This window comes from Azospira oryzae, from assembly GCF_004217225.1.
Lineage (GTDB): Bacteria > Pseudomonadota > Gammaproteobacteria > Burkholderiales > Rhodocyclaceae > Azospira > Azospira oryzae.
The window spans coordinates 207,397-223,773 of the sequence record NZ_SHKM01000001.1; the positions used below are offsets into that span (position 1 = coordinate 207,397).

Annotated in this window: 14 protein-coding genes and 1 tRNA gene; 11 read left to right on the top strand and 4 right to left on the bottom strand. The window is 59.4% G+C overall.

Going from position 1 to position 16,377, the window contains the following annotated elements:
* Positions 1 to 173: 173 nt before the first annotated feature.
* From acs to EV678_RS01005, 5 genes are all read left to right on the top strand, one after another.
* A complete protein-coding gene (gene acs / locus EV678_RS00985; RefSeq protein WP_130458180.1) occupies positions 174 to 2,150 on the top strand; it encodes an acetate--CoA ligase in 1,977 nt (658 codons plus the stop codon).
* 211 nt (positions 2,151 to 2,361) lie between these two features.
* Entirely contained in the window at positions 2,362 to 4,272 is a 1,911-nt protein-coding gene (locus EV678_RS00990; RefSeq protein WP_130458181.1) for a DUF294 nucleotidyltransferase-like domain-containing protein, read from the top strand.
* Positions 4,269 to 4,982, top strand: a complete 714-nt coding sequence (locus EV678_RS00995) for a 3'-5' exonuclease (protein WP_014237075.1) — start codon at positions 4,269 to 4,271, stop codon at positions 4,980 to 4,982. The genes EV678_RS00990 and EV678_RS00995 overlap by 4 nt, the downstream gene beginning before the upstream one ends.
* Positions 4,983 to 4,995: 13 nt before the next feature.
* Complete coding sequence (locus tag EV678_RS01000; protein ID WP_130458182.1) at positions 4,996 to 7,038, top strand: sodium:solute symporter family protein; 2,043 nt, start codon at positions 4,996 to 4,998, stop codon at positions 7,036 to 7,038.
* 43 nt (positions 7,039 to 7,081) lie between these two features.
* Positions 7,082 to 7,348, top strand: coding sequence for a DUF4212 domain-containing protein (locus EV678_RS01005; RefSeq protein WP_014237077.1), 267 nt, complete (start codon positions 7,082 to 7,084; stop codon positions 7,346 to 7,348).
* A gap of 21 nt (positions 7,349 to 7,369) precedes the next feature.
* Here EV678_RS01005 and EV678_RS01010 read toward each other — a convergent pair whose 3' ends face one another.
* Entirely contained in the window at positions 7,370 to 7,957 is a 588-nt protein-coding gene (locus EV678_RS01010) for a tetratricopeptide repeat protein (RefSeq protein ID WP_165397425.1), read from the bottom strand.
* Positions 7,958 to 8,058: 101 nt separating this feature from the next.
* Here EV678_RS01010 and EV678_RS01015 point away from each other — a divergent pair, with 101 nt between their 5' ends.
* From EV678_RS01015 to EV678_RS01025, 3 genes are all read left to right on the top strand, one after another.
* Positions 8,059 to 8,352: a hypothetical protein gene (locus EV678_RS01015; protein ID WP_043798035.1), complete on the top strand. Its 294-nt coding sequence runs from the start codon at positions 8,059 to 8,061 to the stop codon at positions 8,350 to 8,352.
* 60 nt (positions 8,353 to 8,412) lie between these two features.
* A tRNA-Ser gene (locus EV678_RS01020) sits at positions 8,413 to 8,503 on the top strand.
* Positions 8,504 to 8,614: 111 nt separating this feature from the next.
* Positions 8,615 to 9,604 (top strand): hypothetical protein, encoded by a 990-nt coding sequence (locus tag EV678_RS01025; RefSeq protein WP_130458184.1) that lies wholly within the window; start codon positions 8,615 to 8,617, stop codon positions 9,602 to 9,604.
* Between the two features lie 33 nt (positions 9,605 to 9,637).
* Here the strand turns inward: EV678_RS01025 and EV678_RS01030 are convergent, their stop codons facing one another.
* Positions 9,638 to 10,474, bottom strand: coding sequence for an antA/AntB antirepressor family protein (locus EV678_RS01030; RefSeq protein ID WP_130458185.1), 837 nt, complete (start codon positions 10,472 to 10,474; stop codon positions 9,638 to 9,640).
* Between the two features lie 909 nt (positions 10,475 to 11,383).
* Positions 11,384 to 11,971 carry a recombinase family protein gene (locus EV678_RS01035; protein WP_130458186.1) on the bottom strand — a complete coding sequence of 196 codons (588 nt, stop codon included), beginning with the start codon at positions 11,969 to 11,971 and terminating at the stop codon, positions 11,384 to 11,386.
* Between the two features lie 347 nt (positions 11,972 to 12,318).
* Between EV678_RS01035 and EV678_RS16575 the strand changes: the two genes are divergently transcribed.
* The 3 genes from EV678_RS16575 to EV678_RS01050 are packed head-to-tail and all read left to right on the top strand — an operon-like array spanning position 12,319 to position 14,829.
* Positions 12,319 to 12,732: a very short patch repair endonuclease gene (locus tag EV678_RS16575; protein WP_130458187.1), complete on the top strand. Its 414-nt coding sequence runs from the start codon at positions 12,319 to 12,321 to the stop codon at positions 12,730 to 12,732.
* A complete protein-coding gene (locus tag EV678_RS01045; protein ID WP_130458188.1) occupies positions 12,710 to 13,978 on the top strand; it encodes a DNA cytosine methyltransferase in 1,269 nt (422 codons plus the stop codon). The genes EV678_RS16575 and EV678_RS01045 overlap by 23 nt, the downstream gene beginning before the upstream one ends.
* 2 nt (positions 13,979 to 13,980) lie before the next feature.
* Positions 13,981 to 14,829: a hypothetical protein gene (locus EV678_RS01050; protein WP_207222129.1), complete on the top strand. Its 849-nt coding sequence runs from the start codon at positions 13,981 to 13,983 to the stop codon at positions 14,827 to 14,829.
* A 63-nt stretch (positions 14,830 to 14,892) separates the two neighbouring features.
* Here the strand turns inward: EV678_RS01050 and EV678_RS01055 are convergent, their stop codons facing one another.
* Complete coding sequence (locus EV678_RS01055; protein ID WP_130458189.1) at positions 14,893 to 16,209, bottom strand: tyrosine-type recombinase/integrase; 1,317 nt, start codon at positions 16,207 to 16,209, stop codon at positions 14,893 to 14,895.
* Between the last annotated feature and the right edge of the window lie 168 nt (positions 16,210 to 16,377).

Here is a 16,377-nt window from a genome sequence, read left to right on the forward strand (position 1 = left end):
TTTAATCGCGGCCATTCACGGGGCTTTGCGGGCAGTTGATTTGCTCCAGGTCACGGAAAACCAGCGGGTCGCAAAATCCAGAAACAAAATGCGACTCACGCCCCCGAAAGGGAGGGCGTTTAGCTCTCGACGCAGCAATTTTTGCTATTGCAGACAATGCAGAGGAGATGAGTATGTCCCAGATCGAATCCGTTCTCGTTGAAAACCGTGTCTTCCCCCCTTCCGAAGAAGTGGTGAAGCGGGCGACGATTTCCGGCATGGCCGCTTACGAGGCCCTGTGCAAGGAAGCGGAAACCGACTACACCGGTTACTGGGGCCGTCTGGCCAAGGAACACGTGGTCTGGAAGCAGCCTTTCACCAGCGTGCTGGATGAATCCAACGCTCCCTTCTACAAGTGGTTCGCCGACGGCAAGCTGAACGTTTCCTACAACTGCCTGGACAAGAACGTCGAAGCCGGCCTGGGCGACAAGGTCGCCATCATCTTCGAAGCCGACGGCGGTGCCGTTTCCAAGGTCACCTACAAGGAACTGCTGTCCCGCGTCGCCAAGTTCGCCAATGCGCTGAAGGCCAAGGGCATCAAGAAGGGCGACCGCGTCATCATCTACCTGCCCATGTCCATCGAGGGCATCGTCGCCATGCAGGCCTGCGCCCGTATCGGCGCCATCCACTCCGTGGTCTTCGGCGGCTTCTCCGCCAAGTCCCTGGAAGAGCGCATCCTGGATGCCGGCGCCGTGGCCGTCATCACCGCCGACGAGCAGACCCGCGGCGGCAAGAACATCCCCCTGAAGCCCGCCGTCGATGAGGCCCTGACCCTGGTCGGCGCCAACTCCCCGGTGAAGACCGTGATCGTGGCCAAGCGCACCGGCGGCGCCTGCAACATGGTGGCCGGCCGCGACGTGTGGTGGACCGATGCCGAAGCCGGCCAGTCCGACGTCTGCGAACCCGAGTGGGTCGAGGCCGAGCATCCCCTGTTCCTGCTCTACACCTCCGGTTCCACCGGCAAGCCCAAGGGCGTCCAGCACTCTTCCGGCGGCTACCTGCTGCACGCCGCCCTGACCATGAAGTGGACCTTCGACATCAAGCCTGACGATGTCTTCTGGTGCACCGCCGACATCGGTTGGGTCACCGGCCACACCTACATTACCTACGGCCCCCTGGCCTGCGGCGCCACCGAGATCGTCTTCGAAGGCGTGCCCACCTTCCCGGACGCCGGCCGCTTCTGGAAGATGATCCAGGACCACAAGGTCTCCATCTTCTACACCGCGCCCACCGCCATCCGCTCCCTGATCAAGGCCGGCGGCGACCTGCCCAAGAAATACGACCTGACTTCCCTGCGTCTGCTGGGTTCCGTCGGTGAGCCCATCAACCCCGAAGCCTGGATGTGGTACTACAACGAAATCGGCGGCGGCCGCTGCCCCATCGTCGATACCTTCTGGCAGACCGAAACCGGCGGCCACATGATCACCCCGCTGCCCGGCGTCACCCCCCTGGTGCCCGGTTCCTGCACCCTGCCGTTCCCCGGCATCCAGGCCGCCATCGTCGATGAGACCGGCCACGAGCTGGAGTGGGGCAAGGGCGGCTTCCTGGTGGTGAAAAAGCCCTGGCCCTCCATGATCCGCACCATCTGGGGCGATCCGGAGCGTTTCAAGAAGTCCTACTACCCCGAAGACCTGGGCGGCCGCCTGTACCTGGCCGGCGACGGTGCCGTGCGCAACGCCAAGACCGGCAACTTCACCATCACCGGCCGTATCGACGACGTCCTGAACGTCTCCGGTCACCGTATGGGCACCATGGAAATCGAATCCGCCCTGGTGGCCAACCCCCTGGTGGCCGAAGCCGCCGTGGTGGGCCGTCCCGACGACCTGACCGGCGAAGCCATCTGCGCCTTCGTGGTGCTGAAGGGTTCCCGTCCCTCCGGCGAGGATGCCAAGCGCGTCATCAAGGAGCTGCAGGACTGGGTGGGCAAGGAAATCGGCCCCATCGCCAAGCCCAAGGACATCCGCTTCGGCGAGAACCTGCCGAAGACCCGCTCCGGCAAGATCATGCGTCGTCTGCTGCGTTCCCTGGCCAAGGGCGAGGAAGTCACCCAGGACGTTTCCACCCTGGAAAACCCGGCCATCCTGGAGCAACTGAAACAAGCCGGCGCCTGAGCCTGCAACCAACCGCCGGGGCGACCCGGCGGTAAAACAACTGAAATACAGAGGGGCGTGGAGGAGACCACCCAGTCGTGAAGCCGGCATGATCCACCGGCCATCGACACTCTGTACCAAGCGGCAGACTATAAAGACCGCTTTCGGGCCGGCGCGATATTGTTCGCGCCGGCCTCTTCATTTGCTACGTTGCGCAGGGAGAGAATAAAAAATGTCCACAAACGCAACCCAGATGCTGGTGTCCGCCACCATGGAGTTCCTGCGGCGCCATTCGCCCTTCGACCGCATGGAGGGTGATGCCCTGCGTTTCCTCGCCGAGCGCCTCAAGCTCGCCTATTACCACAAGGATGCGGCCATCCTGACCCCGGACATGGGGGCGGCCCGCACCTTCTACATCATCCAGCGGGGCAAGGTGGTGGCACGCCAGGCCGGCGAGGTCAATGTCACCGAATACAACGTCATGACCCTGGGCCCGGGGGAATGCTTCCCCATCGGCGCCGTCACCGCCCAGCGGGCCTCCACCAACGGCTATACCGCCATCGAGGATGTCTTCTGCTACCAGCTGGCGGCCGACGATTTCTTCGAGCTGATGCGCATGAGCTCGGTGTTCAACCTGTTCTGCACCCAGTACATCGCCAGCCTGCTCAACCAGTCCCGGCAGCAGCTGCAGGTCCAGTTCGCCCAGCGGGCGGCGGAGCAGCAGTCCCTCAACACGCCCCTGTCCCTGCTGGCCAAGCGGGAACCCGTCTCGGTGCAGCCGGAAACGCCCCTGCGCCAGGTGCTGGAGGCCATGGGCCAGCAGCGCCTGGGCTCCATGATCGTCACCGATGCGGAAGGCAAGCCGGTGGGCATCTTCACCCAGAGCGACGTGCTGCACCGGGTGGTGCTGGCCGGCGTGGCCCTGGAGGAGCCCATCGGCAAGGTCATGTCGAAGGACCCCCACACCCTGCAGGACACGGTCTATGCCTACGATGCGGCCCTGGCCATGGCCATGCACGGCATCCGCCACGTGCTGGTGGTGGATGGGGAAGGGCGGCTCAAGGGCGTCATTTCCGAGCGGGACCTGTTCACCCTGCAGCGGGTCGGCCTGCGCCAGATCCGCCAGTCGGTGGAGACGGCGCCGGACCTGGAAACCCTGCTGCAGACCAGCCACGACGTGCGTCAGCTGGCCCTCAACATGCTGGCCCAGGGCGTCGGCGCGGAGCAGGTGACCCAGTTCATCTCCGCTCTCAACGACACCATCACCCGCCGGGTGCTGGAACTGAACCTGGACAAGCACGACCTCTACGGCGTGGACTGGGCCTGGCTTTCCTTCGGCTCCGAAGGCCGGGAGGAGCAGACCTTCAGCACCGACCAGGACAACGGCATCATCTACCTGTGCCCGGACTTCATGGACAAGGAGCAGCTGAAGATGCGGCTGCTGGACTTCGCCCGGGACGTGAACGACGACCTGGACAAGTGCGGCTTCCCCCTCTGCTCCGGCAACATCATGGCCGGCAACCCGGACCTGTGCCTGACCCTGGAGGAGTGGGAGGAAAAGTTCACCAACTGGGTGCGCCATCCCCATCCAGCGGCCCTGCTCAACGCCACCATCTTCTTCGATTTCCGCACCCTCTACGGCAACCCCAGCCTGGGGGAGCGGCTGCGCAAGTGGATGCTGAGCCTGACCACGAGCAACCCGGGCTTCCTCAAGATGATGGCCCACAACGCCCTGGACGTGGAGCCGCCCCTGGGCAAGATCCGGGACTTCGTCACCGATCTGGACCCGGAGCATCCGGGCACCATCGACCTGAAGAAGTACGGCGCCCGCCTGTTCGTGGATATCGCCCGCATCTACGCCCTGGCCGCCGGTATCCACAACAGCAACACGGTGCAGCGCCTGCGCCACAGCGCCAAGCGTCTGGGCATCAGCGGCGAGGAAATGGCCGCCATCATCGACTCCTTCAACTTCATCCAGCTGCTGCGCCTGCGGCATCAGCACCTGGAGACGGAGGCGGGCCAGGCCGGGGACAACCGCATCCATCCGGACAAGCTCAATGAGCTGGACCGGCGCATCCTCAAGGAATCCTTCCGCCAGGTGCGCAAGCTGCAAAGTCGCATCAAGATGGACTACCAGGTATGAGCTGGCTGGCCCGTTTCTTCCGCAGCAAGAAGCCGGAGGTGGTGCTCTCGCCCGAGCAGCGGGAGCGCCTGGAGCGCTGGCAGCAGCTGCCGGACCCGGACCTCAACCACTCCCATTTCCAGACCCGCTACGTGGTGGTGGACGTGGAGTCCTCCGGCCTCAACATGGTCAAGGACCGGCTCATTTCCATCGGCGCCGTGGCCGTGGTCAATGGCCTCATCGACACCCAGGACGCCTTCGAGGTGATCCTCAAGCAGGAGGTGGTGAGCGACACCGCCAACATCCTGCTGCACGGCATCGGCGGTTCGGCCCAGCGGGAGGGCATGGAGCCGGCGGATGCCCTGCTGCTGTTCCTCGAATACATCGGCAAGTGCCCCCTGGTGGCCTACCACGCCATGTTCGACCACTCCATGATCGCCCGGGCCATGGAGAAGTACCTGGGCATCGAGTTCGAGCAGCAGTGGCTGGACCTGGCCTGGATCATGCCCGAGCTGTTCCAGGACCGCATCGACACCAACGTGGCCCTGGATGCCTGGCTCAACCTCTTCGGCATCGAGAACATCCAGCGCCACAACGCCGTCTCCGACTGCTACGCCACCGCCAAGCTGCTGCAGGTGGCCATGGCCCGGGCGGCGGAGAGGGGCGCCGAATGCCCGGAGCGGATGATGGAAATCGAGCGGGTCCGCCGCTGGCTGCGGCGCAGCAACTGAGGAGGCAGGCGCCATGCCGACCGCCAAGGGGTTCCGTCAGCAGCTGAAGCGCTACTACCTGCTTTATACGGTCGGCTTCCTGGCCTTCGTCGCAGTCCTCGCCTTCCTCGAGCACCTGGGGCTGCCGCCCCGCTGGATCGGCTACGCCTTCCTCCTGTTCACCATCCTCATCTACGCCACCATCGGCGTCATGAGCCGTACCGCCGATGTCTCCGAGTATTACGTGGCGGGGCGGCGGGTGCCGGCCCTGTTCAACGGCATGGCCACCGGGGCCGACTGGATGTCCGCCGCCTCCTTCATCGGCATGGCTGGCACCCTCTACCTGACTGGCTACCAGGGCCTGGCCTACATCATGGGCTGGACCGGCGGCTACGTGCTGGTGGCCCTGTTCCTGGCGCCCTATCTGCGCAAGTTCGGGCAATACACCATCCCCGACTTCCTCGCCGTGCGCTACGGCGGCAACGCGCCCCGCCTGGTGGGCGTGGCGGCGGCCATCATCGCCTCCTTCGTCTATGTGGTGGCCCAGATCTACGGCGTCGGGCTGATCACCAGCCGCTTCGTCAGCCTGCAGTTCGAGATCGGCGTCTTCGTCGGCCTCGCCGGCATCCTGGTGTGCTCCTTCCTCGGCGGCATGCGGGCCGTGACCTGGACCCAGGTGGCCCAGTACGTGATCCTCATCATCGCCTACGTGACGCCGGTGGCCCTGCTGTCCTTCCAGATCACCAGCGTGCCGGTGCCCCAGCTGGTGTACGGGGAAGTGCTGCAGGAAGTGGGCAAGCTGGAGGAAAAGCTATTCGAGACTCCGGCCGAGCAGGAGGTGCGGGGCCTGTACCGGGAGCGGGCCGACGCCTACTACGAGAAGATCATGCGCCTGCCCGTTTCCCTGGCGGAAGAGCGGCAGCGCCTGACCATGCGCATCAACGCCCTCAAGGAAGAGAACGCCCCCATGCGCGAGGTGGTGGCCTTGGAGCGGCTGCGGCGGGACCTGCCGGCCAACGCGGAGGAGGCGCGGGAGCGCTGGGACGCGGCCATGCACGCCGCCGCCGACCGGGGCGCCATGCCCATCCGCCACGCCGAGGCCTTCCCCGGGCGCAGCGAGGCCGAATCCTCGGCCGCCCGGCTCAACTTCCTCACCCTCATGTTCTGCCTCATGGTGGGCACCGCCGCCTTGCCCCACGTCCTGATGCGCTACTACACCACGCCCACGGTGAAGGAGGCGCGGGAGTCGGTGACCTGGTCCCTCTTCTTCATCCTGCTGCTGTACTTTACCGCCCCGGCCTACGCCGTGTTCGCCAAGTACGAGGTCTATTCGACCCTGATCAACACCCCCATCGCCCACCTGCCGTCCTGGGTGGCGGCCTGGGGCAAGGTGGGGCTGGTGGCCATCGAGGACATCAACCACGACGGCCTGCTGCAACTGGCGGAACTGTCCCTCAACCCGGACGTGATCGTCCTGGCGACGCCGGAGATCGCCGGCCTGCCCTACGTCATCTCCGGTCTGGTGGCGGCCGGCGGCCTGGCGGCCGCCCTGTCCACGGCCGACGGCCTGCTGCTGACCATCGCCGGTTCCCTCTCCCACGACGTCTATTACAAGATCATCCAGCCCCGGGCCTCGACCCAGTGGCGCCTGGTCATTTCCAAGTCCCTGCTGCTGGTGACGGCGGTGCTGGCGGCCACGGTGGCGGCCCAGCGGCCCGCCACCATCCTCTACATGGTGGCCTGGGCCTTCTCCATCGCCGCCGCCGCTTTTTTCCCGGCCCTGGTCATCGGCATCTTCTGGAAGCGGGCCAACCGGGCCGGCGCCGTCTCCGGCATGGTGGTGGGCCTGCTCATCACCGTCTATTACATGGTGCGGGTGCAGTTCGATTCCGTGCCCTGGCTCGGCCTGCGCGGCATCGGCATGGAGCCCTGGTTCGGCATCCAGTCCACCTCGGCCGGCGTCTGGGGCGTACCGGCGGGCTTCCTCACCATCGTCGTCGTCAGTCTGCTGACCAGGCCGCCCTCCCGGGAGGTGCAGGACTTCGTCGAGCAGGTGCACTATCCGCAACTGCGCTGAGGCCCCGGGGCATTCCGGGGCGCCGCCGCCACAGGGGACAGCCATGCAACTTACAGATCGGCATCGGGAATACTGGCGCAAGAACCTGCGCATGACGGCGCTGCTGCTGGCCATCTGGTTCCTGGTCACCTACGTGGTCAGCTACTTCGCCCGGGAACTCAACGAGTTCACCGTGCTGGGCTTTCCCCTGGGCTTCTACATGGGGGCCCAGGGCTCCCTGGTGGTCTATGTGCTGATCATCTGGTTCTACGCCCGCTACATGAACCGGCTGGACCACCAGTACGGCGTCCATGAAGGGGGCCGCGACTAGCGTCCGCCCGGGCGGGGCGTTTCAGGCCTCCAGGTGGGCCACCAGGGATAGCAGCTGCGGATGCTCTCCATCCCGCATCAGCTGCCGTGCCAGTCGGGGCTCGAAGGCCGCCAGGCGCCGGGCGATGCGTTCGCTCTCCTGGTGCCGGCCGGCATGGTGGTAGGCCATGCCCAGGTGGTAGTAGGCGATGCCGTTTATGGGCTGCAGCTCCACCGCCTTTTCCAGGGCCGTCGCCGCTGCTTCGTGTTCGCCCAGGGTGGCATGGGCCAGCCCCTTGCCGTACCAGGCCCGGTCCAGCTGCGGATTGAGGCCCAGAGCGACGTCGAAGGCGGCGATGGCCTGCCGGGGCCGGCCCAGCCGGTCCCGCACGTAACCCAGGTTGAAGTGGTGCTCACCACGCTCCGGCGCCAGGGAGGCGGAGCTGGCGTACCAGGCCTCGGCTTCCTCAAGGCGTTCCTGGCGGGTGGCAAGATAACCCAGGCAGGCCGCCGTGGCCGCTGCTGGGGCATGGCGAAAGGCCTCCTGATAGGCAGCGTAGGCCGCCCCATCCCGGCCGAGGAAATGCAGCAGCCAGCCGTGCAGGCGGTGGAGCCAGGGGCCAAGTGGCATCGTTTTCATCTCCCGTGCCCGGGGCAGCGCTGCGGGCGCGCCTGGCATAAAATTCCGTCAGCCCACGGCATGGCGCCGTGGCCCCTTCAGTGTGAGGACCCATGGTATCCGCCGCTCTCCTGCTTGTCAGCGTTCTGCGCGCCCTGATCGAAGTGGCCGGGCTGTGCCTGCTCGGCCAGGGCGTGCTGGCGCTCCTCGCCGGCAGCCGCCGGGAGGGCAATCCCATCTACCAGATGTTCCGCATCGTCACCCGTCCCGCCCTGCTGCTGATGCGCCGTCTGGCACCCCGGGTGATCCTGGACCGGCACCTGCCCCTGCTGACTTTTTTCGTCCTCTTCTGGCTGTGGATCATCCTTGCCTATTTGCGCCAGCTCATCGCCCTGGAAGCAAATTGAGCGATCCGGCGAAAATGTTTTGCGTTATTCAAAAGCTTCGCTATAATGCGCGGCTTCCGCGGAGAGGTGGATGAGTGGTTTAAGTCGCACGCCTGGAAAGCGTGTTCAGGGTAATACCCTGACGGGGGTTCGAATCCCCCCCTCTCCGCCAGAATACTGGCAAGCCCGATTTCTAAGCCTAATCAATAGGTTGTAGAACTCGGGCTTTTTGTTTTTACCACACGCGTTTACCACACGCGAGCCCGTCTCCTCCAGATTGTATATGGCCGCAACCTCAGATACTTCCGAAGCGCCACAACGCAACTTCCATGAAGAGATTGACGCCTACATCTCTAAGATGCAAGCGTTGGCAGCCATTGCGAATTTGCAGTCATCGACTCAGAGACTCCATCCGCTGTTTGCCACCCTCGAAACTCTTTCACGTTTGCGCAAAGCGTGGATTACGCCTCAGGGGTTGAGGGTAGAGAAACTTGGGCCAAACCCTCAGGTAGTTGTGCGCCAACTGCTGCATGTATTGAATGCGTTGTCGGTCTATGGATATGACCGGATGTACTGGCGAGCAGATGGATACTTTGAGGAGTTGGAACAAAACGAAGTCAATAGAAAGTTCATTCGTAGTCGCTTGCCCCAACCTGAACACTACGAGGCCACCATCTCAGAGTTGGCCTACTGGGGATGGCTCAAAGCGCGTGGACTGTCCCCTTGTCTCATGGAGGAGGAAGGCAAGCCCGATTTACTCGTGGGCCACGACCAAACAGGTGATCCGGTCTTCTGTGATGTAAAGGCGATTCTTCCCGATACGCATCCCAAGCGAGTTGAGAAGGTCATCAAAAAGGCAAACGAACAGATAAAGAACGTTGCGGGAGAAACTACAAAAGGATTTTGTCTGATCCGAATAGTTTCCCCCGTTGTTCGCCTTCCGGTCATTTCCGATACGGGACAGGGCAATCTTTGGCTGAAGCCAGAGCAAGGTAATCGCAATCCCTCAGGTGTTCCGTATGAGATCGCTGAGTTCTACGACAGAGCGGCGAAACTGCTGAGTTCGCAAAACTGCCGCTCAGTTGCTAAGGTCGTTCTCACTTGGGAGGAGCAACTTGTGATTGGAAATATCCCCGGCTGGGTAACTATCCATGGGGTTCGGAATAGCTGCCAGGTTGACCACGCGAATGCGCGTCAAAACATCACGTTGGATGTTGATCTTCTACCAAAAGCAACAATCGCCTCTAATATCAACCTCGTTCCACGGCTTTAGCCTCCGTGAATCAGATCGTAACGTGATGAACTGTCATGCAGCATTCCTGACGAGAAGGCCGTAGTCTGCCGGGTTGATCCTGTGGCCGAAGGTCGGAAAAAGAGAATCCTTCAGAACCTTGCGATCAGTGTAACCAGCACAGAACAAGCTGGCAGCCACGTCATAGCAGCGGCTGTACAAAACCAGATCGTCAGTCGTAAGGACATCGCGTATTCCTCGGTTTCCGCCAAGAGCCTCGCGCCAGTGACCGGCGGGGTAGCCCGTCAGCACTTCACAGACAAGGCTTTTGATCGACTTCTCCCAGTCGTTTGCGACAACAAAGGTCAAGTCCCGCCTGATGTTGCCCTGTTTGGCTGCTTCGGCTGCTTTCTTGATGCAGTGGTGGGTCAATTCGTTGTCAGTGCTGACCAGAGTTGCAACCCTCACGGGGAGATGCTTGGCAAGGCGAAGGGCGAGGTCTTCCATGTCGAGGAAGTAGTCACGGACATCGCGTCCTTCAGGGGTGTTTGCCATCATCGCCAGATGGGCGGCAATGTCACGGCTCAGGGTGTAGTCGGTGCGGGGGCGTCCGGTTCCGCCCTTGGTGACTTTTGCAGAGATTTCTGCAAAACCATTGTCATTGCCGAGCAACGGCTTGATGTTGTGATCAACCCACATGTTGAACCTGCCATGTGGTTTGCCGATACGCTCCCAGAGCTTTCGGGCATCCATGCAGGGTGCCTTGCGGTTCTCGACGATGGGCAGCACACGCCGAGTGTTCATCATTCGCTGGGCTTGCTCTTCGGTAAAGCCGAGGGTCACCAGTTCAGCCTTGGGGCAGTTGTTCGGGGTGAAGGCAAGGGATTTGCCGGTACGTTTGGATTTGGACATAAGCAGTTTTCCTATCGGTAAAACCCGCGTGAAGCCCCTCCATGTCAGCCACCAGCCCCCACTGCAAGGGGAACTGACATGGCAACACACGGGCTTTACGGATCGGGCTGGTTAAGGGAATGGCCTTGGGGAGGCCGGAGTGAGATTCACAGGAACACCGAAGTGGTCACGCTCGGTTCTTCGCCGGGTGGCCTTCGGTATCACCTGTGTTGGGTCTTCATCTTGGTTATTCATGGATGAAGAACATGGAGGTGGTGTCACCTCGGAAAGATGCTGGTCTCTCCGATGTGAAACCTCAGGGGAGTCTCCGGTGGCCCCATCGGTACCACCAGCGTTGATACTGAAGAGGTATATCTTCAGGTATCACCAGAGCATGGTCTCGGTTGTACCCCCCTTACCCCCCATCACCGCGTCCCTGAGCAACATCGAGCAGGTTGTTGTTGGCCTTGGTCGTCGTCGTTCAGGTAGTCACCCTGGCTGCTGCCTTGATGGGTGACACGTCGCCTGTCTCAATGGCCGTGCCCTTCTGCACGACCACCAACTGTGCCAAGTTCAACCCCATGCCCTGTGTCATGGCTGCCGCTTGGAGGCGTAAAGAGGTGGGTAAGGGAGAAGCGAAACCTGCTCATCGGATGCTCGAACTGGCATCACCGTCGCACGGCCTTCGGAGTCCCCCCGGAAGGGCTGTTCCTTCCTATGGGGTGGCCTAATCGAAAAGCTTATAAAAATCAGTTGGTTGCCAAAGTCATAAAATGACGATTGGCTGTCTTGTTTCGTGGCCTTGTACGGTCAGCAAAGAAGCCCATAAAACGCGCTACAAGCCGTTTTCTTAGCTTAGAAATGGGTTGGTATTGCCCGGTCTCAAAAAACGGCTTCTGTGTACCTTTGCATTCGTCTGGGTGGTATTGGTCAGGCGGTGGAAGTCTCGCTCTCCCTGATCCGCATGATCGTTTGGCGGCTGGTGTTGAAGTCACGGGCAAGCGCAGCAACAGCTTCACCCTGCTGGAGACGCTGAAGGACTTCGGCCCGTTGCTCTTCGGTCAGAGCGGTGGGGCGGCCACAGTGCTTTCCTTCCGCTTTGGCTCTGGTGAGTCCCTGCTGGGTACGTTCGATCAACAGGTCGCGTTCAAACTCGGCAACAGCGGCGAGAACCTGCATAGTCATCTTCCCTGCTGAACTTGTCAGATCAACACCGCCCAAAGCAAGGCAATGAACCCTGACGCCAATCTGGGCCAGTGCTTCGACAGTTGCCCTAACATCCATCGCATTACGTCCAAGGCGGTCGAGCTTGGTGACAACGAGGATGTCTCCTTCTTCGAGTCGGTCAAGGAGCTTGGCAAAGGCTGGACGTGCGGAGGCTTGGGTGGAGCCACTGATGCACTCAGAGACGATTCTCTTGGGGTCGATGTTGAATCCTGCCGCTTTGATTTCCTGAACCTGATTGTCGGTGGTCTGATCGGTAGTGGAGACGCGGCAGTAAGCGAAGAGACGGGACATGGACAACCTCGTATGTACGAAAACGATGTCCGTATTTTCAATATGTCCGAAATTCGTGTCAAGCTATGTTTCGGACATGCCTGGGCGAGGTGTCCGTAAGGGGTCGGTTTTGAACAATGACCTGAGAGGTAATGCCGATCAAAGGTGGTCATCGGTCGGAAAGTCTGCTCAGCGATTGTGTGCAGAGAAAGAAAGCCGTGGTTGGCTTCTGAGACGCGAGGGGGTAGAGGGGGGGAAATCGTCAGGCCTCAATCTAACGATTCCCCTCTGAGATTTTTGCGGCGTTTTCAAGCCGACATTTTCCGACAGTCATCGCGTGTCAGGTGCGGCTATGGGACAATGCTCAGATGGTAGACACTCGCACTGCACAGAAGCGTAGCGAGATCATGTCGAAAGTTCGCTCGAAGCACACAAAGCCTGAGCTTTTGGTGCGACGAATGATTTTTGGCATGGGGTATCGTTACCGTCTGCATGTCGTTTCATTGCCCGGAAAGCCAGACATCGTGATGGTTGGGAGGCGGAAGATTATCGATGTGCGGGGTTGCTTTTGGCATGGGCACGAAGGGTGTAGGTACGGAAGGTTGCCAAAGACCAGAGAGAATTTCTGGGGGGCAAAAGTTGAGCGTAATCGAGAGCGGGATAGGCTGAATCAGACCAAACTGGAGTGCGCCGGTTGGCGTGTGCTGGTGGTCTGGCAGTGCGAGTTAAAGAATCAGGAAGTACTGAAGGCAAAGCTGCATGAGTTCATCGAAGCAAAATAATCGTCCGATTGGCATTGATCTCTTCGCGGGTGCGGGGGGGCTGTCGCTTGGTTTTGAACAGGCAGGGTTTGACGTTGCTGCTGCCGTTGAAATTGACCCGATTCACTGTGCCGTTCACGAGTACAACTTTCCGGATTGCGCAGTTATTTGTGCGAGTGTTGTTGATCTGACGGGAGAAGAGATTCGCAGCCGCGCAGGATTGGGCAACAAAGAAATCGACTGTGTTTTCGGGGGGGCACCTTGCCAAGGTTTCTCGATGATTGGGAAACGGGTGCTTGATGATCCTCGGAATCAACTTGTGTTCCACTATGTGCGCTTGGTTCGAGAGTTACGCCCGAAATACTGTGTGTTTGAGAACGTGAAGGGGCTTACAGTAGGGAAGCACAAGCAGTTCCTGGCTGAGTTGATTGAGGCTTTGGAACAGGCTGGATACGACGTGATGCTTCCTTACAAGGTGTTGAACGCTGCTGAGTTTGGTGTGCCGCAAGATCGGCGCAGACTGTTCTTGATTGGTACTCGTAAGGGCGAACAGATGCCTGATTATCCGGATACGCTGGGTCAGGTCAGCGTGATCGAAGCGATTGGCGATCTACCCAATGCCGACCAATTTCAAGAGTTGCTTGAAACTGACTCGGTGCCGGTTGAGTTTGAGACAGAGAGCAAATACGCCCGAAAGTTACGAGGGCTTGATAATGATCCGAAGGACTACTCCTATTGCAGAGAGTTCGATCCCAACGTATTGACGGCCAGTCTTCGTACAGAACATACCGATCTTTCTCGGAAAAGATTTGTCGAGACAGCACACGGTAAGACCGAACCCGTAAGCCGTTTTCACAAACTGCACCCTCAAGGGGTTTGCAATACACTGAGAGCTGGAACAGATAGTGCGCGGGGAGCATTTACTTCTCCTCGCCCAATACATCCGAACTGGCCGCGAGTCATCACGGTTCGAGAAGCTGCGAGGCTCCATTCCTATCCTGATTGGTTTCGCTTTCATGTCACCAAGTGGCACGGGTTTCGGCAGATTGGAAATAGTGTCCCCCCTCTGCTCGGGCGGGCAGTTGCGGGGCAGATAGTCAAAGCTCTCGGTGTCGTACCCAAAAAACCGAAGAGGAAGATTGGTTTTGCTGATCGGCGTGAAGAGCTGTTGTCCTTCGACATGAGTACTGCGGCACGGTACTTCAGCGTACCGAAAGACACCATTGCAAAACGAACCCGACAAATTGAACTTACACTGGCGACGTGAAAATGGGAAAAGCCAAAAAAGAAACCTCCAAAAGTACAACTCCGACGGCCACAGCCTACGAGGTCGCTATTGAGAAGATTTTCTTCAAGTACTACAAGCGTGGGGATGTCGAAGTTCAGTTCCGCAAGTCAGATATTGATGATGTAGCTGACGACGAAGAGGTTAAAGCGGCAAACAGCGGTAAGAAATTGAGTAACCCACCGGCACTAGTCTACGAGTTCCGGTCGCGGCGAGCCTTGCCTCCGGCTATTGCCAAAACTGCAAACGAGGGTTTTGAATGGGGCATAGAGCTTGATGGAAAGAGCCGCTATGTCTTCAAGCAGATGCGAGGAATGTTGATCGAACCACGGCCAGATATGGCGGCGATCCCAATTCCAGATGCTACGCCAGAGATTGTGGAGCAGTATGCACTCGATGACGAACAAGCTCTGTTGGCGAAAATTCGCTACAACCGTCTGATCGATATTTTCCTGTGCATTGCTACCTATTCTCTGCAAAACCACCTAAGAACATCTGCGGAAATGCGTCCTGAAAAAGGGAGCCGCAGCCAAATCGAAATTGACGAGATATATGTCGGAGTCGACAAAAAGGGGCAGCATTACGTCATCCCCGTACAAGCCAAAGGCGGCAAGGACAAGCTCTCGAAGATGCAGTCTCGGCAAGACATTGCTTGGTGCAAGCAGCGTCTTCCAGAACTCGAATGTAGAGCCATTTCAGCTCAGTTTGTTGGCGACGAGATCGTCTTGTTCTTGCTCAAAGAAGAGGGAGAAGACATCAAGGTCGAAGAAGAGAAACGTTACAAGCTCTTCAGGTCTGACAAGTCGGAAGTGCCGAATGGTCGGCGTTCCTAAGGGGGAGAATCGTCAGGTCAGTTGTCAAACCAACGATTCCCCTCAGAAGTTCTTCTTACGTTTTCAGTCGGGGTTGTTTTGATCGTAGGGAATGGGGTAGCTGACTCGTTCAAGCGCTTCCTTCTTCACGGCCAGAGTTGCTCCACCTGAATACAGCCCGTAGGTAATCCTGGGCTTTTCATGCCCAACGATGTCGGCGGCGAGGTTCTCGCTAATCCCAGCGTTCTCAAACAGGGTAATCAAGGTGGAGCGCAGGGAGTGGAAAGTGTAGGCGTCGGAAAATCCAAGAGATTCCTTCAGTCGCCCAAATCGTTTACCGATGGCGTTTGACCTATCACCGTACTTGTTGAAGGTCAGACCGGAGAGCAGGTAACCATCACTCGAATCTTTCACCAATCGCCGAACGACAGGCAGCAAGGCCGAATGGATGGGAACCTCTCGGTGCCCTGCCTCTGTCTTGGAATCGGTGATCCTGAACGAGTCTTCCGCAACTTCGGATACCTTCAACGAGCAGAGTTCTTCAATTCTCGCGCCAGTGTAAGCGCCCAGCATGATCAGGTCGGCTAATTGGGCATCGAATGGGGCGTTTTTGGCTCTGCCGACTTTCCGCTGTTTGGCTGCCTCCCAGAGTTTCACTACCTCTGCCGGGGAATAGGGAAGATTCGAGGCTTTTACCCTATTGTTTCCGTTCTTGCCCTTGCTGAGGGTGAGTACGCCGTGGAAGGGGTCAAGGTCGGAAGGTACGGCGTCATGTGACTGAAGGTGCTTCCAGTAGTTGCGGCAGAAACTGAGGATACGCTTTTGGGAGGCAATGCCCTTTCCTGACTTGGCGATGTCATCCATCCACTTTCTGATGCCAGACTTGGTGACTTCCTCCAAGGTTGCAAACCGCTTGGTCAATAGCTGGACATCCTTGATCGCCTGATCCTTGGATTTGGCCGCAAGGGTAAGCTGCGCTTGCCATTCGGGGAATAGCTCAGAAGTGAGACGGGCTTTGCCAGTGGCAATGCCGTAGAAACGGCTGGCTGCTTCCTCACCCACTTCGTTTTCAAGTGCGATTGCCCGCTCTCGTAGTTGATCGCGTAACACCTCAATGCCGGTCACGTACAAGCTTTCGCCGGATTGAGCCGACGTTTCCTGCATCGAAAGGTGGCGCTGCCAACGCTTCGCCTCTTCGGTCAGTGCGTCTTTCTCGCCCCTCGCTTCGGCAATCATGGCTTTCCACTTGGCAATTAGAGGGAGCTTTTCTTGGTCGGCCTTGCGTTTGTCGGGTGTGCCAAGAGATTGAACAAAGCGGATTTTTCCCAGTGCGTCACGAGCATCTTCTGGGATGGTCAGTACGGCGTACCAGAGGTTTCGGCGTCGTTCGAGGTAAGACATGGTTCATGTTGCTTCGTATGGATTTACCACACATTTTTACCACACGCCTACTTGCTTTTAAAGCCTATTTATAAGGAATTCATAGGGTTGAATTGATCGCGGCGGAATGTCCCCAACTCTCCGCCACGGATTACTGCAAAAAGGCCCTCGTTGATCGAGGGCCTTTTT